The following is a 25,124-nucleotide window of genomic DNA, read 5'->3' as shown; positions in this document are numbered from 1 at the left end:
AGCTGGGTATAAGAGACAGCCCCCACCACCGCACCGCCCCACCGGAGGGCCCCGGCACCGGTCTGCGGGAGGGCCCCTGCACCGGTTCGCGGGAGGGCCGCCGTACCGATGCGCCGGACGGGTGGCGACGGTCGAAGGTGCTGACGGTGCTGACGGTGCTGGCGGCGGCGTGCGCCGCGGCCGCGGCGGCGCTCGGGGCGGTGGCCGTCGACGCCCGCCGCGACCTCGGGGACCTGACCACCAGGACGGGGGAGGTCGCCGCCGTGCTGGCCGCGCCCGACGCCCGTACGGTGCGCCTGCCGGTCACCACCGGCGGCACCGGCACGGTGGTGGTCTCGCGCTCCGCGGGACGGATGGTGTTCACCTCGTCGGGGCTGCGGGACCTGCCCGGCTCCCAGGACTACGAGCTGTGGCTGACGGGCCCGGAAGGCGCGCGCCCCGCCGGGCTGCTCGACCGGGCGGCCGGCGGGGTGACCGTGCCGGTGGTGGCCCCGCTGGAGGGCGAGCGGCGGGTGGCGCTCACCGTCGAGCCCGCGGGCGGCTCCGAGAAGCCCACCACGAGCCCCATCATGGTGGCCCGCCTTCCCACCGCCTGAACGCGCCCGCCGACCCGCCGCCCGCGCACCTCAACCGGGCCGCGCCGCGGGTACGGGCGAGCGCGTCACCCGCGGGAGAGGCGGTCCAGGACGACGTCCAGCGCGGACAGCGAGAGGTCGCGGACCCTGGCGTACTCCTCCTCCGGATATTGCCGGGGCCCGTTCTCGACCAGCAGGATCAGGTAGAGGTAGGCGCGGTAGAGGTCGAGCCTGGTCAGCGCCGAAGGGGTGAGCTCCAGCGGCGTCACCTCGCGGTAGCCGGCCAGCAGCGGATCGTCCTCGCGCAGCTCACCGAAGATCGTCGGGGTGACGAACTCGGCGATCGGGTCGCCCCAGAAGGCTCGCTCGTGGTCGATGATGGCCTGGATCCTGGGCGGGCCGCTCAGGTCGAGGAAGACGTTGCCGGCCCACACGTCGAAGTGCACCAGCCGGGGTGTCGTCACCTCGCCGAGCACCGGCGAGGCGGCCTCGAACACGGCCATGAGCTCGGCCGCCGGGCGCGGCAGCGGGGCCGGATAACGCTCGGTGTCGCCGAGCAGCGCGGCCACCATCGCGAGGAACGCCTCGCGCCACGTGGCGCCGACGATGCCGGCGTGCGGGTAGCCGAACACCTCGCCCGTCACCGCGTTGAACCTGGCCAGGTGGCGGCCCAGCTCCCTGCGCAGGGCGTCTTCGCCGTCGGGCTTGACGTCGTTCCACGACACGCCGTCGAGCGCGCTCAGCATCAGGTAGTCGCCGCCGAGCACCGGGTCGTCGAAGCCGGCCCGCAGCAGCGACGGCACCGGGACGCCCGCCTTGAGCGCGTGCTCGTAGGCGGCGGCCTCCATGCGCAGCAGGTTGCGTTCGTAGCTGAGCTGGTCGAGCTCGGGCGGCGGCGACAGCTTGAGCACCACCTCGCGGCCGTCGTCGAGGGTGAGCCGCCAGACCGCGTTGGCGAAGCCGTCGGTCAGCTCGGTGGCGGACGCGACGCCCGCGCCCAGCGCGCGCCGGGTCAGCGCGTCGAGCTCGGCCGCGGATAACCGGCGCTTCGTCCTGCTGTCCACGTGGACCACCTCCTTCTCGATCTCGGGCCGGATCTCAGGCGGACTCCCTGCGCACGAGGTGCGTGTCGAGGATCACGACGGGCTGGCGCAGCTCCTCGCCGTTGATGCGGGCGACGAGCAGCTGGGCCATCTGCCTGCCCATGGCCTCGGTCGGCTGGTGGACGGTGGTGAGCGGCGGGTCGGCGCTGAGCGCGGCCTTGGAGTCGTCGAACCCGATCACGGCCACGTCGCCGGGGATCGCCCGCCCTTCGGCCTTGAGCACGCGCATCGCGCCCAGCGCCATCGGGTCGGACGCGGCGAAGACCGCGTCGAGCTCGGGATGCGTCCGCAGCAGCTCGGCCATCGCGACGGCCCCGCTCTGCTCGGAGAAGTCACCATAGGACACCAGCTCCGGCAGCCCCGAGGGCAGCAGCGCGTCTCGGTAGCCGGAGAGCCGGTCGACGCCCACGCCCATGTCCTGCGGGCCGGCGATCGCGGCGATCGCGCGGCGGCCGAGGCTCAGCAGGTGTTTGACCGCCTGCCGGGCCCCGGCCCTGTTGTCCATGTCGACGTAGCTGTAGGGGTCGAGGCCGACGGGCCGGCCGCCGAGCACGGTGGGCACGCCCATCGCCTCCAGCCGGCCCGGCAGCGGATCGGCGCCGTGGAGCGACAGGAGCAGCACGCCGTCGACGTGCTGCCCTGTCAGGTAGTTTTCGAGCCGCTCGTGCTCCTCCGGCGACCTGGCCATCGCCAGGATCAGCTGCAGGCCGGTCTCGGCCAGCGCCGAGCCGATGCCGCGGATGGTGCCCGCGAAGTACGGCTCGTCGAAGACGCGCAACTGCGACTCGGACACCACCAGCGCCACGGTGTCCGTGCGGCGCGTCACCAGCGCCCGCGCCGCGCGGTTGGGCACGTAGCCCAGCTCGCGGATGGCCAGCTCAACGGCCTCGCGGGCCCTGGCGCTGACGTTCGGCGAGCCGTTGATGACTCTCGACACCGTGCCCCGGCCCACCCCGGCCCGAGCCGCGACTGCCTCAAGAGTCGGTCGGTTCATGTCGCCTATTCTGCCGGATGATCTCCGAGTACCAGAGCGCGCTGTCCTTGGGCAGCCGTTCCAGTGTCTCGTAGTCCACCCGAACCAGGCCGAACCGCTTGCCGTAACCCCAGGCCCACTCGAAGTTGTCCATCAGCGACCAGGCGAAATAGCCCTCCAGGGGCACGCCCGCCTCGATGGCCTGCTTGCAGGCGCCGAGGTGCGCCTCGACGTACGCCCGCCGCTCCTGGTCGTGCACGCGGCCGTCGTCGAGCACGTCGTCGAAGGCGGCGCCGTTCTCGGCGATCACCATCGGGATCGCGGGGTAGTCGCGTGCCACCCTGGTGAGCACCTCGACCAGGCCCGACTCGTCGATCTCCCAGCCCATCGCCGTCACCGGACGGCCGCCGTTGACGAACGACACGTGCTCGCTGCCGACCCACGGCGACCCCGTGTCCGTGGGCGCCGCGGCCGCAGACTGGGCGCCGCCCGGTGCTCCCGAGACCGTGAAGCGGCTGTAGTAGTTGACGAGCAGCACGTCGATGGGCGCGTTGATGATCTTCATGTCGCCGGGCTGGACGAAGTCCAGCTCGACGGGCAGGTCGGCCAGCACGTCCTCCGGATAGCTGCCCAGCAGCAGGGCGTCCAGGAAGAACCGGTTCTGCAGGCCGTCGATGCGCCGGGCCGCGTCGAGGTCCTCGGCGCTGCCGGTGGCGGGCGTGACCGCGTACAGGTTCACGCTGCCGCCGACGCGCCGGGCGCCCATCGACTGCACGGCCAGGCCGTGCGCCAGGTTGAGGTGGTGCGCGCCCCTGATCGCGTTCTCCGGCTCGCGCCTGCCCGGGGCGTGCTCGCCGGAGGCGTAACCGAGGAACGCGGCGCACCACGGCTCGTTGACGGTGCTGAACGTGTGCACGTAGTCCTTCAGCGCCTCGTGCACCGTCGCCGCGTAGTCGGCGAAGCAGTAGGCGACGTCGCGGTTGGGCCAGCCGCCCTTGTCCTCCAGCTCCTGGGGCAGGTCCCAGTGGTAGAGGGTGAGCCAGGGGTCGATGCCGTGCTCGCGCAGCTCGTCGGTGAGCCGCTTGTAGAAGTCGAGGCCCTTCTGGTTGATCTTGCCGGAGCCGGTCGGCTGGATGCGGGGCCAGGAGACCGAGAAGCGGTAGGCCGACAGGCCCAGCTCCGCCATGATGGCGACGTCTTCCTGGTACCGGTGGTAGTGGTCGATGGCCACGTCCGCGTTGTGCCCGTTGAGCACCCGGCCCGGCTTCCTGGCGAAGGTGTCCCAGATGGATCGCCCTCGCCCGTCCTCCGCGACGGCCCCTTCGATCTGGTACGCCGAGGTCGCCGCGCCCCACGCGAAGCCCGCGGGGAAGCGCAGCCCGGTACGTGTCTGTTCCTCTTGTGTCGTCACGCCTTGACCGCACCTTCCATGAGTCCGCCGACGATTTGGCGGCCGAATGCGACGAATACCGCGATGAGCGGAATGATGGACAGCGCCGTCCCCGCGAAGATCAACGAGTACTCCGTGGAGTACCTCGCGTTGAGCGAGTTGATCGCAATCTGCACGGTCGGGTTGTCCTGGTTGAGCACGATCAGCGGCCACATGTAGTCGTTCCACATGAGCATGAACGTGTTGATGCCGAGCACGGCCATGCCGGGGCGGACCGCGGGCAGCACGACGTTCCACCAGATGCGCAGCGTGGCGGCGCCGTCCACCCGGGCCGCCTCGACCAGCTCCATCGGCACGGACTGCCGCGTGTACTGCGTCATCAGGAAGACGCCGAACCCGTTGAGCAGGTACGGCAGGATGACCGCCTTGAGCGTGCCCGTCCACTCCAGGCTCACCATGAGCCGGTAGAGCGGGACCACGCCCATCTGCTGCAGCGGCACCGCCATCGTCAGCAGCACGAGCAGCAGCAGCGCGTTGCGTCCCTTGAAGTTCAGGTTGGCGAACGCGAAGCCGGCCAGCGTCGAGATGATGATGACCGAGACGGTGACGACGCTCGCCACGATGAACGAGTTCGTCAGGCCGGCCACGAACTTGGCCTCGGGGTGGTTGAGCACCGCGATGATGTTCTGCCCCAGGTTCCCTCCCGGCAGGAACATCGGCGGCGAGGAGACCGCGTCGGAGTTCGTACGCGAGGCGATGACCAGCATCCAGTACAGCGGGAAGGCCGACAGGAAGATGGCCAGCCCGAGCAGGACCCTCGTCAGGACGGACGGTTTCCAGATGGTCATCGCGTGCCCCCGATCCTGCGCACGAACAGGAAGTTGATCGCCGCTCCGACGAGGATCAGCAGGAACAGCAGCCAGGCGGCGGCGGAGGCGTAACCGTAGTCGAACTCGCGGAAGGCCTCCTTGTAGACGAACATGGCCACCGTCTGGAACTGGCCCTGCGACCCGCCGTCGGGGTTGCCGTTGTAGAACGTCATCGGCTCCGAGAACAGCGTCAGGCCGCCGATCGTGGAGTTGAGCACCACGAAGATCATGGTGGGGCGCAACATCGGCAGCGTGATCTGCCAGAACTGCCTGCGCTGCGAGGCGCCGTCGATCGAGGCGGCCTCGTACAGGTCGCGCGGGATCGTCTGCATGCCCGCCAGGAAGATGATGGCGTTGTAGCCGGTCCAGCGCCAGTCGACCATGGTGGCGATGGCGATCCACGACGGCACGCGCTCGGCCCGCCAGTTCGTGCTGTCCACCCCGAACATGCCGAGCAGCCAGTTGACCAGGCCCCAGTCACGGGCGAACAACTGCGTGAACACCACCGCGACCGCGACGACCGACGTGACGAGCGGCAGCAGCACGCTCATCCGGATCGCCAGCCGGAAGCGCATGCGCTTGTTCAGCGCGTTGGCCAGGAACAGGGCCAGCAGCATCTGCGGGACGGTGGCGATGACGAAGATGGCCACCGTGTTCACCGTGGCGCGCCAGAAGTCGTCGTCGCCCAGCAGCGCGGTGTAGTTGCCCAGCCCTGCCCACTCGGTGGTGCCGGTCAGGTCGTAGTCGTACAGCGAGTAGTAGAGCGTGAACGCCAGCGGGAAGAGCCCGAAGGCGGCGAACAGGAGGAAGTACGGGGACACCAGTGCGTACGGCATCGCCTTGACGTCCAGGCGGGAACGCCAGCGGCGGCCGGGCGGACGGGCGCGGCGATAGTGGCTCCGCGTCGCCCGCGGAAGGGTGTCGATGCTCATAACAGACCTTTCACGGCAACGTGCCCGGCCCGCCGCGGGCGGACCGGGCTGGGAGATCAGCCCGCGGCCTTGACCGCGTCGTCGACCAGTTGCTGCCAGGCCTTGCCGTACGGGACCGAGCCGTCGTCCATGCCCTGGATGACCGCCTCGGTGGCGTTCTTGACCTGGGCGTGCTTCACGCCGAGGAAGACCGGCTGGAGGCTGGCGGCGGACTTGGCGAAGATCTCACCGATGGGGGCGTCGTTGAAGTACTCGTTCTTCGCGCCCTGCACCGCCGGGTCCTGCTGGGCCTTGGTGTTGCTCGGCATGTTGCCGAAGTCGGTGAAGATGCCCGCCTGGGTCTTCGCCTGCGTCAGGTAGTCGGCGACCATGGCCGCTTCCTTCGGGTGCTTGGACTGCTTCGGCACGGCCAGCCAGGAGCCGCCCCAGTTGCCGCCCCCGCCGGGCACCGCGGCCACGTCCCACTTGCCCTTGCCGTCGTCGCCGGCGTTGCCGCTGACCGCGCCGAGCATCCAGGACGGGCAGCCCAGCGTGGCGAACGCGCCCTTCTGGGTGCCCGTCGCCCACTCGTCGGTGAAGTTGCGCAGCTTGGCGGTCAGGCCCTGCTGGCTCAGCTTCTGCACGAAGTCGAAGGCCGTCCTGACCGCCGGGTTCTTGTCGACGATCAGGTTGTTCTCCTTGTCGAAGTAGGAGACGTTGCCGTTCTTGGCCGCCTCCTGGTAGAGCACCACCTGGTACAGCGTGTTGGTGCCGTCGGCCCACTTGGTGTCCTTGACCTCCGACTGGAACCGCTTGCCGACCTCGAGGTACTCGTCCCATGTGGGCCACAGCGCGCTGACCTCGTCACGGTCGGTCGGCAGCCCGGCCTTCTCGAACAGGTCCTTGCGATAGCAGAGGCTCATGCCGCCGATGTCGGTGCCCAGGCCGAACAGCTTGCCGTCGGCGGCCACGCCGTTCTCCCACTTCCACGGGAGGTAGTCGGCCTTGCGCGACTCCAGGCCGTACTCCTTCAGGTCGGCCCACCACTCGGTGCGCGCCTTGGCCAGGCCCATGCCGCCCTCGTCGATGCCGACGACGTCGCCCGCGCCGCTGCCGGCCTGCAACCACTGGATCATCTGCGGCCAGTACTGCTGCTCGAACTGGTCGGTCAGGTTCTCGTGCTGGATCTGGATGTCCTTGTGCTCGGCGTTCCACTTCTCGACGGCGTTCTTGTAGCCGAAGTTGGTGCCGCCGCCGAACGTCTGCAGGCGGATGGTGACCGGCTCCGGCGCTGCGGAGGGTGCCGGCGTGCCGGAACCGCACGACGCCACGGCCAGCGCGGCCGCGGCCAGGGCCGCGGCCGTGGCGAGACCGCCGCGACGCTTGCTGATCATCATGGTGGACCCCTTCTCGGGTGAATGTGTGGGGGAGAGCACCGCGGCCTGCGTTCCACCGCGGTGGGAGTCTTTGGGAGCGCTCCCACAAAGGGTGCACTTGCCCGCTCTGAACGTCAATCCCGCGAAACGTAACCGTTACCAATGGTGCGGTTTATCACTGTGTAACCGGATTTATAGCGTTATACCTCGCAAAGAGCTGATTGGGAGCGCTCCCACCACAAGAGACATCTTTTGTGTCGCATCAAGGGCATGTCACCCGCGTACCGGGGCCTTTGCGAAGGTCACAAGGGCGCCGCACGGAACCGGCGACCACCCGCCGTAGCGGGTGGGGCGGTGGGCGCCCGCTAGGCGGGGGCGTCGCCGCGGCAGGCGGCGGCGCGGTCCTCCAGGAGAGCCCGCTCACGGGTGTTGCGCGTCATCTCCGCCGCCCGCTCGAACTCCGCCCGCGCCTCGTCCAGCCGGCCCAGCTTGACCAGCAGGTCGCCGCGGACGCTCGGCAGCAGGTGGTAGTCCCTCAGCGACGGCTCGTCCACGATCTGGTCGAGCAGCTCGAGGCCCGCCGCCGGGCCGTACGCCATGGAGAGCGCCACCGCGCGGTTGAGCTCGACCACGGGGGAGCGTGACAGCTTGGCCAGCTCTTCGTACAGGCCCGCTATGCGCACCCAGTCGGTGTCGCCCGGGTCGACCGCCCTGGCGTGGCAGGCGGCGATGGCGGCCTGGAGGGTGTAGGTGCCGCTGGTGTCGCGCAGTTCGCCGGCCCGGTCGAGCGCGGCCAGGCCGCGGCGGATGAGGAGCCGGTCCCAGCGGGCGCGATCCTGATCGAGGAGCAGGATCGGCTCGCCCGAGCGACCCACGCGGGCGGCCGACCGCGAGGCGTGCAGTTCCATGAGCGCCACCAGCCCGTGCACCTCGGGCTCCTTCGGCATCAGGCCCGCCAGCACGCGGCCCAGCCGGAGCGCGTCCTCGCACAGCGCCGGGCGCATCCAGTCGTCGCCGGCGGTCGCCGAATAGCCCTCGTTGAAGATCAGATAGATGACCTCCAGTACGGACGTGAGCCGCCCGGCCAGCTCGGCGCCCTGCGGCACCTCGAAGGGGATGCGCCTGGCGGCGAGGGTGCGCTTGGCCCGCACGATCCGCTGGGCGACCGTGGACTCCGTGACCAGGAACGCCCTGGCGATCTCCCCGGTGGTCAGGCCGCCGAGCACCCGCAGCGTCAGCGCCACCCGCGCCTCCATCGGCAGCGCGGGGTGGCAGGCCGTGAACACCAGCCGCAACAGGTCGTCCTCGATCTGGTCGACCTCGGGCGGCTCCTCGCTCTCCTCGAGCCGGTGACCCAGCTCGGCCAGGTTGCGCGCCAGCCGCTCGTTCCTGCGGATCATGTCGACGGCGCGGCGTTTCGACACGGTCATCAGCCATGCGCCCGGGTTGCGCGGCACGCCGGACTCCGGCCACTGCTCCAGGGCGGCGACCAGCGCGTCCTGCGCCAGCTCCTCGGCGATGCCGACGTCGCGCACCAGCCGGGCGAGCCCCGCGATGAGCCTGGCCGCCTCGATCCGCCAGACCGCCTCGATGGCGCCATGCGTGTCGGAAGCCGTCACCGGGCCATGACACCAGCAACCGTCCCGGCCCGGCAACTCGCCGCGTGTCGCTGGACCCCGCACCCGTCGCCCAGAATCCCGCGAACCTGTCCGGTGACCGGGCTCAGCTCCAGAATCCCGCGAACCTGTCCGGTGACCGGGCTCAGCCCTGGGGTTCCGCGAACCTGTCCAGTGACCGGCCTCAGCCCCGGCTGCGGGGGGACGGAGCCGCCTGGCGGAGCGTGCCGTCAGCCGGCCGGGTCGTGGGCGCCGAGGCGCTCGCGCAGCGCCCGCTCGCGCTCGCGGGCCCGCGGCGGCATCGTGTCGTCCGGCACGTCCGAGGGGTCGAACACCTGCCACACGTCCAGCCCGACCCCCTCGTGCCCGCGCGGGACCGGGACGCGCAGCGCCCACTGGACGGCCTCCTCCCTGGACTTCACCTGGATCAGCCAGAACCCGGCGATGAGCTCCTTGGCCTCGGCGAACGGCCCGTCGATCACCGTCGCGCTGCCGTCGCTGTAGGAGATCCGGGCCCCGTGCGAGCTCGGGTGGAGCCCCTCGGCCGCCAGCAGCACCCCCGCCTTGACCAACGACTCGTTGAAGGCGTGCATGTCGTCGACGAGCTCCTGGCTGGGCAGCGCCCCGGCCTCGGTCTCCGCGTTGCCCTTGCCCACGATCACGAATTTCACCGATGAGGTCCTTCCGTTCGATGCCGCCCGTCATGCAACGTGTCGAACGGCGCCGTGGCGGATCGACACGCATGCGGACCTTAATGCGCGAAGGGCCGCGCGGCCATGCCGCCGGCGCCACCGGGTCCTCCCTGATCGGCGGGTGTGCCCGCCGGCATGCCTCCGGAGGTGTTTGACCAGGCGGCCGTCAGGGCTCGATGGTGGTGGCATGATCACGCGAGAGACGATCGAGGTCGACGGGCTGCGGGCGAGCTATCTGACGGCGGGCGAGCGAGGGCCGGTGGTGCTCCTGCTGCACGGCACCTACTGGAGCCGGGTCTGGCAGCCGGTGCTCGGCGACCTGGCGGCGGCGGGGTTGCGGCCCGTGGCGGTGGACCTGCCCGGGCTCGGGCGTTCCGAGGGCGAGCTGACCACGGCGACGGCCGCCGTGCCGGTGCTGGCCGGATGGGTGCGCAGGTTCGCGGCAGAGCTGGGCGCGCGGGAGCCGCTCTCCGTGGCCGGGCACGACATCGGCGGCGCCGTCGCCCAGCACCTGCTGGCGGCCGGCCCGGCACGGGTGCGGCGGCTGGCGCTGGTCAATGCGGTGATGTACGACTCGTGGCCGGTGCCGGGCGTGGCCCGCTACCGCGACCCCGCCGTGGTGGCCGCCACGACGGCCGAGGAACTGCTGGCCGCCCGCCGCGCGGCCGCCACCGTCGCGCTGGGGCGCCCGGCCACCGAGGCCGAACTGGCGGACTACCTCGACCCGTGGAACGACGCCAGGGTCCGCAGGTCGTGGATGGCGCTGGCGGGCGCGGCCGACAGCCGGTACACGCTCGGCCTCGTCCCCGCGCTCCAGGCGGACCGGACCCCGAAACTGCTGGTCTGGGGCGAGGACGACACCTTCCAGGAGCTGCGCCACGCGGAGCGGTTCGCCGCCGAGATGCCGAACACCACGCTGGTCCGCGTTCCAGGGGCGGGCCACATCCCGATGGAGAACGACCCCGCCGTCGTCGCCCGCGCGCTGGCAGACTTCTTCCTGGAGTGAACCCGCGGAGGGCGGCGGTGCTACGCACCAGCCGATGAGACCGACCGATCCGGACGCGCGCGTCCTGGCCAGGGTGGCGGACGGCGACGCCGCAGCGTTGACCGAGCTGTACGAGCGGTACGCGGGGCCGCTGTTCACGTTCCTGTTCCGGATGGCCGGAGACCGGGGCACGGCCGAGGAGATCCTGCAGGACACGCTGCTGGCCGTGTGGCGCTCGGCGGGGACGTTCCAGAGCCGGTCGCGGGTGAGCACGTGGCTGTTCGGGGTGGCGCGCAGGCAGGCGCACAACCGGCTGCGCGGCACGCCGCCGCCGCCCGCCGCGGAGCCGTACGAGCAGGCCGACCGGGTGCCGGGGCCGGAGGAGCTGGCCGTCGGCGGCGACTGGCTGCAGGCGGCGCTGGCGCGGCTGCCGCGGGCGCAGCGGGAGGTGGTCGTGCTGAGCTACCTGGCCGACCTGCCGCACCAGGACATCGCCGAGGTGCTGGGCATCCCCGTAGGGACGGTGAAGAGCCGCCTGCACCTGGCCAGGACGAGCCTCAAGGAGGCGCTGCATGAACAGTCGGTGTGAGCCCGGCGGGGTCCCGGCTCCGCCGGGCGGGCACGTCGTCCCGCCGCCGGCCGGCCGGGTCATCCCGGCGGTGCTGGCGGCGTCCGCGGCCGACGGCGGGCTCGGCGATCCCGGGGCGCATGTCGTGTCCGCGCCGCGGCGGGCCTGGCAGCTGCTGGCGATGGAGGCGCGGCTGCTGCATCCGGGGGTGTGGACGGCGTCGTTCGCCGTCATGGCCCTGTGCGTGCTGTTCGCCGCGCTGAAAGGGCTGCTCCCCGTGCCCCTGCTGGAGCTGGCGGCGCCGCTGGTGGCGGCGGTGGGCGTGGCCGGGCTCTACGGGCCGGAGCGCGACCGGGCGTTCGAGGTGGTGGCGGCCACGCCCACCTCGCCGCGCGTGCTGCTGCTCGCCCGGGTGACCCTGGTGTTCGGGTACGACGTGGCGCTGGCGTTGCTGGCCTCGGGGGTGCTGGCGGCGTCCGGCGGGTCACCGGCGGGTCTGGGCGAGTTGGTCACGGCGTGGCTCGGCCCGATGGCGCTGCTGGCCGCGATGGCCCTGCTGCTGTCGGTGTGCTGGCATCCCGGCGGGGCGGTCGGGGTGGTGCTGGCCGCCTGGTACGTGCCGGCGCTGGCGCAGGCCGACGTGGCGGCGCTGCGGGCGTACCGGACGATGTGGGAGACCGGGCCGGGGACGCTCGCGGCGGCGGTCGCGCTGGCGGGGGCGGCCATCGTGCTCGCGGGCAAGGTCGAGCCGCTGCGCCGGATGGGCCGTGCGGGATAGGCCGCGGCGTGGCCCCGTCCGGGTGAACCCCGGCGGGGCGGCGCGCTGCTCACCGGTCGTGAAACCCGTCGACCTGTGGCGGCACGAGGCCCGCAGGGCAGGGCTGCCCGCCCTGCTCGGCCCTCCGGTGCTGGCCGCCCTCATCCTCCTGCTCGCCGCGTTCGGGGACCGGCTGGGCTCGCGCGAGGACAACACCCGCTGGTTCCTGATGGGCGCGCTCGAAAGGGGTGTCCCGCTGCTCGCCGGCGTCGTCGCGGCCTCGCCGGCGGGCAGAGACCCGGCCGCAGAGCTGCGGCTGGCCATCCCGGACGGCTACCGTCCCGCGCTGCTGCGGCGGCTGGCCGTGGCGCTCGGGTGCGTCGCGCTGAGCTCGCTGGCGGTGTCCTCCGTGCTGATGGCGAGCGGGTGGTGGACGTTCGCCTACGGCGGGGCGGCCGGGCAGCTCGTGTGGCTGGCCCCTTCGCTGTGGCTGGCGGCGCTCGGGCTGTGCTGCGCCGCCGCGCTGCGCAGCACGGCGGCGGCCACGTCGCTGGTGGCGTTCGTGTGGACGGGGGAGCAGCTCTTCGGCGGCGTCCTGGCGGACAACGCGGCGTACCGGCTGCTGCACCTGTTCGCCACCACGTCGTGGAGCGTCGACGGGTGGCCGCTCAACCGCCTGGTCCTCATGGGGACCGCCGTGCCCATGGCCGCCGGTGCGTGGCTGCTGCTCGGGAACGCCGAGCGCGTGCTCGAAGGGGAACCGGGATGATCGCCACGATGCGTTACGAGTTCGCCATGCAGATCCGCAGGCCGTCGTTGTGGATCGTGTACGGCCTGGCCTTCGCCGCGCTGGTAGCGGTGCTTCCGTACTGGTCGCTGACCGGCGGCTCCCACGGCGGGAACGCGGTCGCGGGGGCGATGTCCCGCGCGGCGCAACTCCTCGTCACGATGCTGGCCATGGTGTACGGATGCATGCTGGCCGACCGGCCGGGCCGTGACCGGGCGCTGCGCGTGGACGGGATCCTGGACGCCACCCCGTCCGGCCGCACCGCGCGCCTGGCGGGGAAGTACGCCGGGGTGTGCGCGGCCACGGCGGTGCCGATGGCCCTCGCCTATTTCGGGCGGGCAGCGGCCTACGCGGTGGCGGAGGGGGAGCCGTCGGCGCTCGGGTGGGCGGCGGTGACCTTCGCGGCCTCGACCCTGCCCGGTCTCGTCTTCCTCGGGGCGCTGGGGTTCGCCGGGCCGCTGCTGGTGCCGCCGATGGTGTTCCGTGTCCTGTTCGTCGCGTACTGGTTCTGGGGCAACCTGATCCCGGCGTACCTGATGCCGACCCTGTCCCACACGATCTTCTCGGCGACCGGCGAGTACGCCAGGTACGGCCTGCTGGCGCCCCTCCCCGACGAGTACGGGCGCGGCCCCGCGGCGATGTTCGACGTCCTGCGCCCCGGCTTCACCCCGGCGGCCGCCTGGTTGTGGATGGGCGTCATGGTCGCGCTCGCCGCGGCCCTGCTGGTCCTGGTCCGCCTCCGCCTCTCCCGAAGCGAGTCCTGACATGCGCATCGACGTCTCCCGCCTGACCAAGACCTACAAGGACGGCACCCGGGCTCTGGACGACCTGTCCCTGGTGGTGCCGGCCGGCATGTACGGGCTGCTGGGTGCCAACGGCGCGGGCAAGACCACGCTCATGCGCATCCTGGCGGGGCTGGTGACGCCCACCTCGGGCCGGGTGGTCATCGGCGGCCACGACCTCGCCACCGCGGAGGGACGGCTGGCGGTGCAGCGGACGCTCGGCTACCTGCCACAGGACCTGGGCGTGTACCCGGACCTGAGCGCGCGGCGGTTCCTCGACTACATCGCGCTGCTGAAAGGACTGCACTCGCGGTCGCGGCGGCGGCGCAGGATCACCGAGCTGCTGGAGCTGGTGGCGCTGTCGGACGTGGCGGACCGGCGGCTGAAGGGGTTCTCCGGCGGCATGCTGCGGCGGGTCGGGATCGCGCAGGCGCTGCTGGCCGACCCGCGGCTGCTGATCGTGGACGAGCCGACGACGGGGCTCGACCCCGAGGAGCGGATCCGGTTCCGTACGCTCATGTCGCAGCTCGCGGGGGACCGTACGGTGCTGCTGAGCACGCACATCGTGGACGACGTGGCGCAGACGTGCCGGTCGCTGGCGGTGCTGGCGAAGGGACGGCTGGCGTTCCAGGGGTCGGTGCGGGAGCTGGTCGCGCACGCGCACCAGCGGGTGTGGACGGTCACCACGCCGGGACCCGCGCCCGCCGTGGGACGGGTGGTGGCGGCGCTGCCGGAGGGGGCGGGGATGCGCTACCGCGTGGTCGCGCCGGGGCCGCCGGACCCGCTCGCCCGCCCGGCCGAGCCGACCCTGGAGGACGGCTACCTCGACCTCATGGACACCGGGCCCTGATCCGTCGGGCGGCGTGACGTCCATGATGGCGGTCCCGCGGCGGGGCTGCCGGTGGCGCCCCGGGGGCGCGTTCCAGGTGCGGCGCGGTTGCCGTGGCGCTCGGGGGCGGCCGCGCCGGCCCGCCCGTCACCGCGCGGAGCGGGCCGCGAAGGCGACGACGGCGAGCAGGACCGTGGCCGCGGCCAGCGCGGGCACCGGCCCGCTGGCGACGTGCAGCGCGGCGCCGCCCAGCGCCCCGAGGAACATCGCGGCGATGCCGGCGGCCCGGCGCCGGGCCGCCCGCCCCGGGCTTTCGGCGAAGAGCGCGGTAAGGGTGGTGGTCAGGACGTTCGTGTTCATGTCGGGCACCGCCAGCTCGCGTACGGACGCGCTCTGCATGCCCATGCCGCAGGCGAGCAGCGCGATGAGCGCCGCCTGCCCCGGCGGCTCGCGGTGTCCGGCCAGCTGGACCGTCACCAGGGCGGCCGCCACGAGCAGCGCGTGCGCGGCGGTGAGCAGGACGAACGCCCGGCGCGGGTCCGTCACCCGCAGGGTCGCCCGCCCCGTGGCCCAGGCGCCCGCCGTGAAGGACAGAAGAGCCACCGGCGACCCCCACAAGGACAGCCGCTCCTCCCCGGCCAGCGCGAAGCCGAGGAAGACGATGTTGCCCGTCATGTTGGCGGCGAAGACGCCGTGCAGGCCGAGGAAGCTGACGGCATCCACGATGCCGGTCACGACGGTCAGCAGGACCAGCAGGGCGGGCACGGTGTCGTGCGGGTTCGCGCCAGGAGGGAAGAGCCGGTCGGCGAACCACCGCAGGCCTCTCCTCACCCGCCCTCCCCGGCCGGCCGGTCGGGCGCCACTACCGTGCCCGCCGCCGGCGCGGGATCTCTCGCCTCCGTCACAGTCGGATACTCCCCGTGACCGTGCGGCTCCCGCAAACCCGACACGCTCAGGAGCGTGACGGCGCCGTGCGGTAGAGGTCGTCGACGGCCGCCAGGACACGTTCGCGGGCCGCGTCCGCTGGGATGACGTCGATGAGCACGTACGCGGCCAGCCCTTCGGCCAGCGCCACCAGGGCGGGCGCGGACCGGGCGGGATCCACGGCGGCGGCGATGCGCCCGGCCCGCTGGTCGGCGCGGATGAGGCCGGCCATCTGGCGGTGGAAGTCGTCGTACAGCACCCGCAGCCGGGCCGCGATGCCCTCCTCGGCGAACGCGAGCGCGTGGAAGGACTGCCGCACGCGCATGTGGGCCTCGGTCGCGGGGTCGTGGGGGATGAGCTCGGTGAGCACGGTGGTGAGCACGACGCGCGGCTCGGCCACGTCAAGGTCCTGGCCGACCCGCTGCCTGATGCGGGCGCTGCTCTGCTCGTTGCCGCGCTCGAAGGCGGCCTCGACGAGCTGCCGCTTGGCGGGGAAGTAGTGCTGGACGCGGCCGGGTGAGATGCCGGCCTGGGCCGCCACCTCGCTGAGCGACACGGCGGCGAGGCCGCGGTCGGCGACGATCGCGAGGACGGCGTCGGCGATCTGCCGGCGCCGCTCCTCGTGCTGAGCTCCCGGTCCACGGGTGCGCCGGTTCGCCACGCCATCCCTCTTCTCGATGTGATCACATTGGTTTGACCGGTTCAGTGTAGCCGGGTTACGGTCTTTCCCATGGCAGATCAATGTGATCGCATTGGATTGACGTGAGTCCGGTCCGGCTCGCCCGCCTGCTGCCGCTGGCCGGTTCCCGCCGCCTGCTCTTGTTGGGGGTGCTCGGCGCGGGCGCGGCGGTGCTCGGACCGCTCAGCACGATCCCGCTCGGCCGGCTGATCGACCACGGCGGCGCGGCGCCGGTGGTCGCACTGCTGCTCCTGCTGCTGGGGCAGGAGCTCTGCACGGCGCTGCGCGAACCGGCCGGAGCCGCCGCCGCCCGGCGCATCGACGGCGTGCTGCGCGCCAGGGTGCGGGCCGCCGCGACGGCCATGCCGCTGGCGCGCCTGGAGAACCCGCAGGTGCAGGCCGACGTACGGATGGCGCTGACCGGGCACCGCGGGCGGACGGCGGGCATGGCGGCGGTGGCCCTGGCCGGCGAGGCGAGCCGGGCGGCGTCGGCGCTGTTCGGCGCCGTGGTGCTGGCCGTGCACGTGTGGTGGCTGGCCCCGGTCGCGCTGGCGCTGTCGGTCGCGCAGAGCCGGCGCATCGCCGCGATGCTGGTCGGCCCGGGCGGTGCGGAGTCGCTGGCCGACAGCCCCGAGCAGGTCATGCGCCTGCGCCGGGCCGGCTACCTGGCCGAGCTCACCGGCGGTCCCGGCGCCGCCAAGGAGATCCGCGTCTTCGGCGTGGACGGGTTCCTCATCGGCCGGTACGCGGCGGCCATGCGCGCGTTCCTGACCCCGCAGGCGCGCGGGCGCCGCGCCGTCGTGCGCGGGTACGCGGCCGTGCTGGGGCTGCAACTGGCCGGGGCCGCCGGCACGTTCGGGACGCTGGCCTGGCTGACCGCCGCGGGCGCGCTGGGGGCCGCCGCCCTGGCGCAGAGCGTGCTGGCGGCCCTGCTGGTCTTCGCGTACGGGGCGGGCGGCTACCAGATGTTCGAGATCGCCCACGGCTGCAAGCCGTACCAGGCGACCATGCGCCTGCTCCACCCGCCTGCCACCACCACCTCGGACTCCGCGACGGCGCATGCCGGGGTCGCCGCCCGCGACGGCGAGGGGCCCGGGCTGGTCAGGGTGACGTTCACCTACCCCGGACGCGCGGAACCGGTGCTCAAGGAGCTCGACCTGCGGGTGCGGCCGGGGGAGCGGCTGGCCGTGGTCGGGCTGAACGGAGCGGGCAAGACCACCCTGGTCAAGCTGCTCACCGGCCTGTACACGCCCCAGAGCGGCACCGTCAGCACCGCCGAGGACGCCGCCGTGGTCTTCCAGGACTTCGCCCGCCACCCGCTGCCGCTGCGCGACAACATCCGGCTGGGCGCGCCCGCGTACGAGGGGACGGACGCCGACGTGCTGGCCGCGCTGGCCGCCGTCGACGCGCTCGACCTGCTGGAGGGACTTCCCCGCGGGCTGGACACGCCGCTGTCGCGGTCGTACACCGGGGGCCGTGACCTGTCCGGAGGGCAGTGGCAGAAGGTGGCGCTGGCCCGGGCGGTGTACGCGCTCGACGCGGGCCGGCGGATCCTGATCGTCGACGAGCCCACCGCCCACCTGGACGCGCGGGCCGAGCAGGAGGTGTTCGAGCGGCTGCTGGACCGTACGCGCGGACGCACCTTGGTGCTCATCTCGCACCGGTTCGCCACCGTACGGCGGGCGGATCGGATCGTCGTCCTCGACGGCGGCGCCGTCGCCGAGGAAGGCGGTCACGCCGAGCTGCTGGCTCTGGGCGGCCGCTACGCGCGCTGGCACCGGCTCCAGACCGCCCTGATCGCGGAGGCGGGCCGGTGACCCCGCACCTCCCGCCTCGGCTCCGGGCCGTCGCGATCGCGGAGGCGGGCCGGTGACCGCGACCCTCCGTACGCTGCTGACCCTGGCCTGGCGCACCGACCGGCGGGCCTTCCTCGCTCTGGTCGCCTTCCTCGCCCTCGGCGCCGTCAGCCAGGGACTGGTCGGCGTCTTCCTGCGGGCGCTCACCGACACCGCCACCGCCGGCCACGGCGTCCAGGCGTCCCTGTGGGGCCTGGCAGCCGGGGCCGCGCTGGCCACCGGCGTGGCGCTCGGCCGCGCGGAGCTGGCGCTGATGGAGGAACTGGCCGAACGTATGGGCCTGTCCGTGCAGGAGGAGATCCTCACCCTCACCTCTGGCGTGCCGACCATTGAGCACCTGGAGCGGCCCGCGTACCTGGACAAGCTGGCGACGTTGCGCGACGAGAGCCGTCAGCTGTACTTCGCGGTGTGGGCGCTCGCGCTGGTCGCCGAGCACGCCGTGCAGATCGGGCTCGGCGTCGTGCTGATCGCCGCCGTGCACCCGCTGGTGACGCTGCTGCTGGGCGGCGCCGTGCTGCCGTCGCTGCTGGTACGCGGCCGCGCGGCCCGCCACGTCGACGCGGCCACCGAGGGCACCGCCGAGACGGCCAGGCTGGAGCAGCACCTGTCCGAGTCCGTCACCACGCCGCGGACGGCCAAGGAGATACGGCTCAGCCGTGCCGCGCCCGCCCTGGAGGCGATGGCCGCGCAGCGGTGGGAGGAGGTGTCGGCGGGGTTGTCGCGGGCCAGGGTCCGCGCCGCGCTGCTCACGTTCGCCGGGTCCGGCACGTTCCTGGCGGGGTACGTGTCGGCGCTCGGCTGCACGGCCTGGCTGGCGGCCCAGGGTCGGGCCACGGCGGGCGACGTGGTCCTGGTGGCCACGGTCGGGGTGCAGTTCGTCACCCAGGCGTCACGGCTGGCCTTCCACGTCGGGTCGGTGGCCGCGGGCCTGCGCGCCGCCGCGCGGCTCACGTGGCTCCGCGCCTACGCCCGTACCCACGATTCGGCCCTGGCAGAGTCCGGCGACGACGCGCCCCGCGCCAGGGCGAGGGCGGCCACGAGGAGCCACGGCCGGGACCACGGCCGGGAGCGCGGCCGGGAGCGCGGCCGGGAGCGCGCCGCCGGCGGGGTCGAGCCGCCTGAGAGCTTCGCGCAGGGCATCACGCTGCGGAACGTGTCGTTCACCTACCCCGGCACCACCCTGCCCGTGCTGCGCGGGATCGACCTGAGCCTGCCCGCCGGCGCGACCGTCGCGCTGGTCGGATCGCACCGCTCGGGCAAGACCACCCTGGCCAAGCTGCTGTGCGGCCTCTACCAGCCCTCCGGCGGCGAGATCCTGCTGGACGGCGTCCCGCTGCGGGACATGCCGGCCGTGCGCTGGCGGCGCCGGATCAGTGCCGTGTTCCAGGACTGGGTCCCGTTCGAGCTCACCGCCGCAGAGACCGTCGGCATCGGTGACCTGCCCCGCATGGACGACCGCGCCGCCGTGAAGCAGGCGCTGGAGCGGGCCGGCGCCACGGAGGTGGTGGCCGGTCTGCCCAGAGGGCCGGACACCGAGCTGGGCGACAGCTTCGAAGGTGGTGTGAAGTTGTCCGGCGGGCAGTGGCAGAGGCTGGCGCTGGCGCGCGCCTCGATGCGGGAGGAGCCGCTGCTGCTCGTGCTGGACGAGCCGACCGCCTCCCTGGACGCCCCCGCCGAGAGCGCCGTCTTCGCCCGGTACGCGCAGGCCGCCCGCCGCCACCGTGCCGCCATCACCCTCCTGATCACCCACCGCTTCCCGACGGTGCGCATGGCCGACCTGATCGTGGTGCTGGACGGCGGGCGGATCGTCGAGCAGGGCGGTCACGGCGAGCTCATGGCCCGCGCGGGCGTCTACGCCGAGCTGCACGCCATCCAGCGGGCGGCGGCGGACGGCTAGGTCGCCGGCCGCGCGGGTGACCGGGGCGGAACGCGAGCGAGCGCGCGTCCCGCACGGGACGCGCGCTCGTCACGCGGCAGCCGGGGGTCAGACATCCCTGGAGCCGGGATGTCAAGCAGCGAGATCGTTTTGTCGGTGCGGCCAAGCGGTTGCCTGGTCGTAGCGAGTGTGTGTTCTAAGGCAGCCGTGGAGGATGCCGACGAGGCGGTTGCCGACCTGGCGCAGGGCGGCGTTGTGGCTGACGTCGCGGGCTTTGAGCTGGTCGTAGTAGGCGCGGACGGCCGGGTCGTGCAAGATGGCGGCGCTGGCCTGCATGTGCAGGGCATCGATGAGCCGGTCGTTGTGGATGAACCGGGCGTGGACGGTCTTGGACTTGCCGGACTGCCGGGTGATGGGTGAGGTTCCGGCGTAGTTCTTGCGGGCCTTGGCGCTGGCGTAGCGGTCTTTCGCGTCGCCGAACTCTGCGAGCACCCGGGCGCCGAGGATGGCGCCGATACCGGGCTGGCTGAGCAGGATCTCAGCGTCCGGGTGCCGGCCAAAATGGGCCTCAACCTGCCCTTCGAGGGTGGCGATTTGGGTGTTGAGGGTTTGCAGGACGGCGACGGTCGCCGCCACGGTGGCCGCGTAGGCGGACGCGACCAGGTCGCTCTGGGCGAGGTGCTCGGCGCGCAGCTCGGCCTGGATCGCGGCGGCCTTGGCGCTCTTGTCGCGGTAGCCCTTGAGCGCTGTGGTGATCTGGGTGACGGTCAGCCTGGCCGCCGCCCGCGGGGTGGCAGCCTTGGCCAGCAGGGCGAGCGCGGCCGTGCTGGTGAGGCCGAGCGGCTGGTAGGCCGCGAGCGCGGCGGGGAAGTAGTCCCGCAGCGCCGAGCGCAGCCGCAGCATGTGCCGGGTCCGTTCCCAGATCATCGTCTGATGCGCGCGGGCGACGACCTTGACCGCCTCGGCCTCATCGGAGTCGGCGGCGATCTGCCGGAGCTGGTGGCGGCGGGTGCGTACCATGTCGGCCAGCGCGTGCGCGTCGGCCTTGTCGCTCTTGGCCCCGGAGTTGCCCATCACCTCCCGGTGCCGAGCGGCCTGCCTGGGATTCACCCCGAACACCTGGTAGCCGGCCGCGACCAGCGCCCGCACCCATGGCCCTCGGTCGGTCTCGATGCACACCAGCACCTCGACCGGCTCGGCGTCCTCGGGCAGGAACGAGGCGACCACTTCGTGGAAGCGGGCGACCCCGGCCGCGCCCTCGGGCAGCCGAGCCCGTTTGACCGCCCGGCCCTGCTCGTCCTGCACCTCCACATCGTGATGGTCCTCAGCCCAGTCATCACCGACGAACAGCACCCGACCCTCCAACCCTCGACTCCACGCTCCAGCAGCCTGCAGGAGCGGTCGACGTGCTAATGGACCAGTACTCACGCCATCAACGGCGGGCACGACATCCCATCAGTGATCAAAACTCCTGACCACCGGTGAGGGCACGGTCTGACCCCAGGACTCGAACATCGGTCCAGCCGACGAAAGTGCTCACTCACCAGCGGCTACCAGGCACCGAGTCTGCCCGATCAACCGACCCGGTAGCTCCCATTAGCCGGCGTACTCGGGGTAGCCGTAGCCGACGACCTGGGACTTCGGACGGGTACGCTCCTCGACCTTGCCGTTGCCGGTGTTGCCTTCGATCGTGGAGAGGGTGCCGTCGCCGTTGTCCTTCACGACGAAGCCGACGTGCTGGATGTCGGTGATGTCCTTGCCGCCGTCCCAGGAGAAGAACACCACGGCGCCGGGCTTGGCCTCGGTGCCGAAGCGGTCGTTGGCGGCGAACCACTTGGCGTGGGCGACGGTGTAGGCGTCCCAGCCGACCTGCGGGCGGGCGCCGGTCTGCTCGCCGACCCAGGAGACGAACATCGCGCACCAGGCGGCGTTCAGGTACGCGGCCCGGTTGCCGCCGTCGCGGGCGATGGTCTCGGCGGCGCGCTGCGAGCCGGCGTACCACTTCTGGTACGGGGTGCCGCCGCCGGCGGCGTTCTCGGAGGTGCCGACCTGGGACTTGGCGAAGTCCAGGACCTGGGAGGCGGTCACGTTGACCTTGGTCTCCTTGGCCGCGCGCTGCTTGGAGTCGGTCACCGGCGAGACGGCGGCCGGCTTTTCCACGGGCGGGGTGTCGGCGTTGGCCGCGGCGACGTTGACGCCGAAGGCCGAGGCAAGGACGGAGGCGCCGAGTGCGGCGCAGGTGATGGTTCGCTTGGAAACTGCGGTAAGTCGGAACGTGGCCATCGAGGGGGTAACTCCTTGCTTCCATGCCGCTTACCGGGTTAGCTGACGGGTTCGGGCGTGGAAGCTGCCCTACGGCACCGGAGTGCCGATTCACCCCAAAGGACGTGGGTCCCCGGTTCCGCGCGATGCGGATTCAGCGGTCACAGGACGATCCTGTGATCTTTCGTGCGATGGTCAGACATAGCCGGACAAACCGGACGTATGCCGTAAGATGCCCCACAAGGTAATACATGAGGCAAGAGGATTACAACTCCATAAAGCTCAGCTAAGCGAGTTGCCTGCGAGCGTCGGCCAGAAGCCCTGACATGGCAAGGGATTCGTCAAGGGGCATGATCGAGGATTCGGTCCTGCCCTCGGCCGTGGCGGCGCGGACCTCGCGGAGCTCACCGGCGTATCCGTTGTCGGCCGGATCGAGCACATGCTCTTCCGGCTCCATGGAGGGGCCGGTGAGGACGATCCGCTCCGGCGCCCAGAACGGCGCAAGGATGTCCGCCCGCATCCGCGTACCTACAACACAGGCCTGGTTCGGGTAATTCCCAGCAAGGAGGTCTCCACGAAAGCCCGCCTGCCGCCGGGATAGAGCAACACCCCGCCCGCTTCCGCGTCAACTCCGCTCGGCGCCAGGGTGCCCGTGATGCGCAGGCCGGTGGGCATGCCCAGAAGCAGCTGGGCCAGGCCGAACGGGTAGACCCCCAGGTCGAGCAGCGAGCCTCCGCCCAGCTCCGGGGCCCACAGCCGGTGCGCCGGGTCGTACGGCATGGCGAAGCCGAAACTGGCCTGCACCGACCGGATGTCGCCGAACCGCGAATCGGCGGCGATGAGGCGGATCAGCGGGTTGAACCGCATCCACATGGCTTCCATCAGGAACACGCCGGCCTCACGCGCCAGGCGTACCATCTTCTCCGCGTCGTCCACGGTCGCGGCCAGCGGCTTCTCGCACAGCACGGCCTTGCCCGCGGCGATGGCGGCCTCCGCGACCTGCAGGTGCTCGGTGTGCGGCGTCGCCACGTAGATCGCGTCCACCGCCGGGTCGGCGCACAGCCGCTCATAGGAGCCGTACGCCGACTCCGCGCCCAGCGCGGTCGCCAGGGCCTGCGCCCGTTCCAGGTTCCTGGAGCCGACGGCGCCCACCCGCATGCCGGGCTCGGCCACGATGGCCGCCCCTACGGTCCGCGCTATGACGCCCGTCGCCGCGATGCCCCACGTGAAATCCCGCACGCGGAAGATGCTAGACGCAATCAGATCAAGTTGAACGTGTCAGGGTCGCCTCCCATGCGAAGGCCCCTGTTGAGCGCGCCGATGGCGGCCATGCTCTCCGGGTCGAGGATGAAGTCGAACACGTCGATGTTCCCGGCGATCCTCGACGGCGTCACGGACTTGGGGATGACGACGTTGCCGAGCTGCAGGTGCCAGCGGAGCACGATCTGCGCGGGGGTCTTGCCGTGCTTGTCCGCCAGCAGCGCGAGCGCCGGATCATCGAGCAGCCCCCTGCCCTGGCCGAGCGGGCTCCACGCCTCGGTGAGGATGCCGTTGGCCTCGTGGAAGGCCCGCATCTCCCGCTGCTGGAAGTACGGGTGGAGCTCGATCTGGTTGATGGAGGGGGTGATGTCGGTCTCGTTCATGAGCCGGGTGAGCGTGCCGACGGTGAAGTTGGACACGCCGATGGCCCTGGCCCGCCCGTCACGGTAGATCTTCTCGATCGCCTTCCACGCCTGTACGTACTTGTCCTGCTTCGGCACCGGCCAGTGGATGAGATAGAGATCGACGTAGTCGAGCCCCAGCCGGGCCAGGCTCTCGTCGAAGGCCTCCTCCGCGCGGGCGTGGTCGGCGTTGGGCAGCTTGGTGGTGACGAACACCTTCTCGCGGGGCAGGCCGGATGCGCGCACGGCACGCCCCACGCCCTCCTCGTTCTCGTAGGCGGCGGCGGTGTCGATGTGCCGGTAACCGGCGCCCAGCGCCGTCGCCACCACCTGCTCGGCCTCGTCGGCAGGCACCTGCCAGACGCCGAAGCCGAGTTGCGGGATCTGCACGCCGTCCGTGTTGAGCATGAGCGAGTTCATGGTCTCCATTGTTCACGCACCGTTTCTGGCCGCTTAAGGCGGCCGGGCTAGCTTGAAGCGGTCGTGAACGCCCCATCACCCGGCTGGGAGGGCAGGAGTGGTCGAACAGGCGTCGGCCTGGGTGGAGTCCCCGCTCCAGATGCTGTGCGCCGTCGAGGCCCACCACGCCGGGCTCCTCGGGACCGCCACGGCCGTCGTGCCGCGGGCGGGCCTGCGCCCGCTGAAGGCGACCCGCCGGGAGCTGGGCACCCTCGGGCTGCCCGACGGGCTCGAACTGGCCGAGCCGCGCGACAGCATGCCGAGGCGCCTGCACGCCGTCGGCGACGCCTTCTCCGGCAAGGTCCAGCTGCGCTGGCTCACCTCCGGCACCGGGCTCACCTCGGGACGCATCGTCATCGTCGACGACGGTCTGGCCACGCTCCGGCTGCTGGAACTGCTGGCCGCCGGGCCCTCGCGGCCGCTGCTGCGGGCCCGCGCCAGGCCCACCGTGCTGCGCTCGGCGCTCGGCCTGGCGGCCGCGCTGCGGCTGCGCACGAGCGACGTCTCCGTCTTCACCGCGCTGCCCGTGACCGACGGGCTCGCCGCCGCCGTCCGCCGTGCCGGGGTAGACCTCGTACGCCACGACTTCGCCTGGTTGCGCGCCCAGCCGCCCAGCGCGGAAGGGCCGGCCGAGCGCACGGTCGTGCTCGGCACCTCGCTCGTCAGGAACGGCCTCGTGCACCGCGACCACTACCTGCGCTGGCTGACCGAGCTGGCCGCGCGGGAGCCGCTCGCCTACTACCCGCACCGCCGCGAGGACCCCGTGGACGTGGCACTGATCCGGGAGCGTCCCGGCATCACCGTGCACGACGCGGGCGTGCCCGCCGAGCTGACGTTGCGCGGCCTGGACGCGGGCCAGCGCGTCCTCAGCCTCCCCTCGACGGCGATCACCTCGCTGCGGGTGCTGCTCAGCCCGCGCGGTGTCGCCGTCGAGCCGGTGAACGTTCCCGATGACTGGTGGACCAGCAGGGCGGAACCCGCCCTGCGCTCGCATTTGACTGGAGTGTCTGGGTGAGAGTGCTGGCGGTTGCCGACTCCGACTCGTACCTGAAGTGGGCGGCCTGCCTGCTCGCCGACCTGCCCGCCGGGAGCGTGACGGAGCTGGCGGTGGTGCGCACGCCGATCGCGCCCTCGCCCGAGCAGATCGCCGCGGCGGTGAGCGGGTCGGTGAGCGGGCACGAGGGCGGTCACGAG

General features: G+C 72.3%; 26 protein-coding genes and 1 riboswitch. Of the genes, 11 read left to right on the top strand and 15 right to left on the bottom strand.

The genetic code is table 11. The features are described 5' to 3' along the window. Nucleotides 1-596, top strand: a 596-nt coding sequence (locus tag E1292_RS37335) for an anti-sigma factor (protein ID WP_220447250.1), incomplete at its 5' end; no start/stop codon positions are given. A gap of 65 nt (nt 597-661) precedes the next feature. On the opposite strand, the gene E1292_RS37330 is transcribed toward E1292_RS37335, so the two are convergent. The 8 genes from E1292_RS37330 to E1292_RS37295 form a co-directional block, all read right to left on the bottom strand. Next, nucleotides 662-1,639 (bottom strand): phosphotransferase family protein, encoded by a 978-nt coding sequence (locus E1292_RS37330; protein ID WP_132602464.1) that lies wholly within the window; start codon nt 1,637-1,639, stop codon nt 662-664. A gap of 34 nt (nt 1,640-1,673) precedes the next feature. Continuing rightward, on the bottom strand, nt 1,674-2,672 hold the full coding sequence (locus E1292_RS37325) for a LacI family DNA-binding transcriptional regulator (RefSeq protein WP_132602461.1): 999 nt from the start codon (nt 2,670-2,672) through the stop codon (nt 1,674-1,676). Then, nucleotides 2,653-4,062 carry a GH1 family beta-glucosidase gene (locus E1292_RS37320; RefSeq protein ID WP_132602458.1) on the bottom strand — a complete coding sequence of 470 codons (1,410 nt, stop codon included), beginning with the start codon at nt 4,060-4,062 and terminating at the stop codon, nt 2,653-2,655. Before E1292_RS37320 ends, E1292_RS37325 begins: the two co-directional genes overlap by 20 nt. Further along, nucleotides 4,059-4,889 (bottom strand): carbohydrate ABC transporter permease, encoded by an 831-nt coding sequence (locus E1292_RS37315; protein WP_132602455.1) that lies wholly within the window; start codon nt 4,887-4,889, stop codon nt 4,059-4,061. The genes E1292_RS37320 and E1292_RS37315 overlap by 4 nt, the downstream gene beginning before the upstream one ends. Continuing rightward, a complete protein-coding gene (locus tag E1292_RS37310) occupies nt 4,886-5,842 on the bottom strand; it encodes a carbohydrate ABC transporter permease (protein WP_132602452.1) in 957 nt (318 codons plus the stop codon). The genes E1292_RS37315 and E1292_RS37310 overlap by 4 nt, the downstream gene beginning before the upstream one ends. Nucleotides 5,843-5,898: 56 nt before the next feature. Then, complete coding sequence (locus E1292_RS37305) at nt 5,899-7,218, bottom strand: ABC transporter substrate-binding protein (protein ID WP_132602449.1); 1,320 nt, start codon at nt 7,216-7,218, stop codon at nt 5,899-5,901. Between the two features lie 344 nt (nt 7,219-7,562). Next, the gene (locus E1292_RS37300; protein WP_132602446.1) at nt 7,563-8,816 is read right to left on the bottom strand and encodes an RNA polymerase sigma factor; all 1,254 of its coding nucleotides are present in this window, start codon (nt 8,814-8,816) and stop codon (nt 7,563-7,565) included. A 227-nt stretch (nt 8,817-9,043) separates the two neighbouring features. Continuing rightward, on the bottom strand, nt 9,044-9,484 hold the full coding sequence (locus tag E1292_RS37295; RefSeq protein ID WP_132602443.1) for a YciI family protein: 441 nt from the start codon (nt 9,482-9,484) through the stop codon (nt 9,044-9,046). A gap of 208 nt (nt 9,485-9,692) precedes the next feature. Between E1292_RS37295 and E1292_RS37290 the strand changes: the two genes are divergently transcribed. Genes E1292_RS37290 through E1292_RS37265 form a run of 6 tightly spaced genes read left to right on the top strand, consistent with a single transcriptional unit; the run spans nt 9,693 to nt 14,234 of the window. Continuing rightward, entirely contained in the window at nt 9,693-10,511 is an 819-nt protein-coding gene (locus E1292_RS37290; RefSeq protein ID WP_132602440.1) for an alpha/beta fold hydrolase, read from the top strand. 34 nt (nt 10,512-10,545) lie between these two features. Further along, the gene (locus E1292_RS37285; RefSeq protein WP_132602437.1) at nt 10,546-11,079 is read left to right on the top strand and encodes an RNA polymerase sigma factor; all 534 of its coding nucleotides are present in this window, start codon (nt 10,546-10,548) and stop codon (nt 11,077-11,079) included. Further along, nucleotides 11,063-11,836: a hypothetical protein gene (locus E1292_RS37280; protein ID WP_132602434.1), complete on the top strand. Its 774-nt coding sequence runs from the start codon at nt 11,063-11,065 to the stop codon at nt 11,834-11,836. Before E1292_RS37285 ends, E1292_RS37280 begins: the two co-directional genes overlap by 17 nt. A 58-nt stretch (nt 11,837-11,894) precedes the next feature. Next, nucleotides 11,895-12,584: a hypothetical protein gene (locus E1292_RS37275; RefSeq protein WP_132602431.1), complete on the top strand. Its 690-nt coding sequence runs from the start codon at nt 11,895-11,897 to the stop codon at nt 12,582-12,584. Next, a complete protein-coding gene (locus tag E1292_RS37270; protein ID WP_132602428.1) occupies nt 12,581-13,366 on the top strand; it encodes an ABC transporter permease in 786 nt (261 codons plus the stop codon). The genes E1292_RS37275 and E1292_RS37270 overlap by 4 nt, the downstream gene beginning before the upstream one ends. Nucleotide 13,367: 1 nt before the next feature. Further along, the gene (locus tag E1292_RS37265; protein ID WP_132602425.1) at nt 13,368-14,234 is read left to right on the top strand and encodes an ABC transporter ATP-binding protein; all 867 of its coding nucleotides are present in this window, start codon (nt 13,368-13,370) and stop codon (nt 14,232-14,234) included. A gap of 126 nt (nt 14,235-14,360) precedes the next feature. On the opposite strand, the gene E1292_RS37260 is transcribed toward E1292_RS37265, so the two are convergent. Further along, nucleotides 14,361-15,044 (bottom strand): YoaK family protein, encoded by a 684-nt coding sequence (locus E1292_RS37260; protein ID WP_165974950.1) that lies wholly within the window; start codon nt 15,042-15,044, stop codon nt 14,361-14,363. Nucleotides 15,045-15,165: 121 nt separating this feature from the next. Continuing rightward, nucleotides 15,166-15,798: a TetR/AcrR family transcriptional regulator gene (locus E1292_RS37255; protein ID WP_132602419.1), complete on the bottom strand. Its 633-nt coding sequence runs from the start codon at nt 15,796-15,798 to the stop codon at nt 15,166-15,168. Between the two features lie 101 nt (nt 15,799-15,899). Between E1292_RS37255 and E1292_RS37250 the strand changes: the two genes are divergently transcribed. Further along, on the top strand, nt 15,900-17,633 hold the full coding sequence (locus tag E1292_RS37250) for an ATP-binding cassette domain-containing protein (protein WP_132602416.1): 1,734 nt from the start codon (nt 15,900-15,902) through the stop codon (nt 17,631-17,633). Nucleotides 17,634-17,685: 52 nt separating this feature from the next. Continuing rightward, the gene (locus E1292_RS53050; protein WP_132602412.1) at nt 17,686-19,569 is read left to right on the top strand and encodes an ABC transporter ATP-binding protein; all 1,884 of its coding nucleotides are present in this window, start codon (nt 17,686-17,688) and stop codon (nt 19,567-19,569) included. Between the two features lie 111 nt (nt 19,570-19,680). On the opposite strand, the gene E1292_RS37240 is transcribed toward E1292_RS53050, so the two are convergent. The 5 genes from E1292_RS37240 to E1292_RS37220 all read right to left on the bottom strand — a co-directional run bounded on the left by E1292_RS37240 (nt 19,681) and on the right by E1292_RS37220 (nt 23,891). Then, the gene (locus tag E1292_RS37240; protein WP_132602409.1) at nt 19,681-20,901 is read right to left on the bottom strand and encodes an IS110 family RNA-guided transposase; all 1,221 of its coding nucleotides are present in this window, start codon (nt 20,899-20,901) and stop codon (nt 19,681-19,683) included. Nucleotides 20,902-21,144: 243 nt separating this feature from the next. Beyond that, nucleotides 21,145-21,831 carry a CHAP domain-containing protein gene (locus E1292_RS37235; protein ID WP_132602406.1) on the bottom strand — a complete coding sequence of 229 codons (687 nt, stop codon included), beginning with the start codon at nt 21,829-21,831 and terminating at the stop codon, nt 21,145-21,147. 12 nt (nt 21,832-21,843) lie between these two features. Then, a riboswitch (cyclic di-AMP (ydaO/yuaA leader) is annotated at nt 21,844-21,980 on the bottom strand. Between the two features lie 116 nt (nt 21,981-22,096). Continuing rightward, entirely contained in the window at nt 22,097-22,330 is a 234-nt protein-coding gene (locus E1292_RS37230; protein ID WP_132602403.1) for a hypothetical protein, read from the bottom strand. An 8-nt stretch (nt 22,331-22,338) separates the two neighbouring features. Next, nucleotides 22,339-23,049: a Gfo/Idh/MocA family protein gene (locus tag E1292_RS37225; protein WP_132602400.1), complete on the bottom strand. Its 711-nt coding sequence runs from the start codon at nt 23,047-23,049 to the stop codon at nt 22,339-22,341. Between the two features lie 20 nt (nt 23,050-23,069). Further along, entirely contained in the window at nt 23,070-23,891 is an 822-nt protein-coding gene (locus tag E1292_RS37220; RefSeq protein ID WP_181958352.1) for an aldo/keto reductase, read from the bottom strand. 97 nt (nt 23,892-23,988) lie between these two features. Here E1292_RS37220 and E1292_RS37215 point away from each other — a divergent pair, with 97 nt between their 5' ends. Together E1292_RS37215 and E1292_RS37210 are read left to right on the top strand one after the other, a co-directional pair. Further along, nucleotides 23,989-24,945, top strand: a complete 957-nt coding sequence (locus E1292_RS37215; RefSeq protein ID WP_132602394.1) for a hypothetical protein — start codon at nt 23,989-23,991, stop codon at nt 24,943-24,945. Further along, the coding region (locus E1292_RS37210) for a DUF6716 putative glycosyltransferase (protein ID WP_342775743.1) at nt 24,942-25,124 on the top strand (183 nt) is incomplete at its 3' end. The genes E1292_RS37215 and E1292_RS37210, both read left to right, overlap by 4 nt.

It is taken from the genome of Nonomuraea deserti (genome assembly GCF_004348685.1).
Taxonomy (GTDB): domain Bacteria; phylum Actinomycetota; class Actinomycetes; order Streptosporangiales; family Streptosporangiaceae; genus Nonomuraea; species Nonomuraea deserti.
This window is presented reverse-complemented; position numbering and strand designations above follow the sequence as displayed.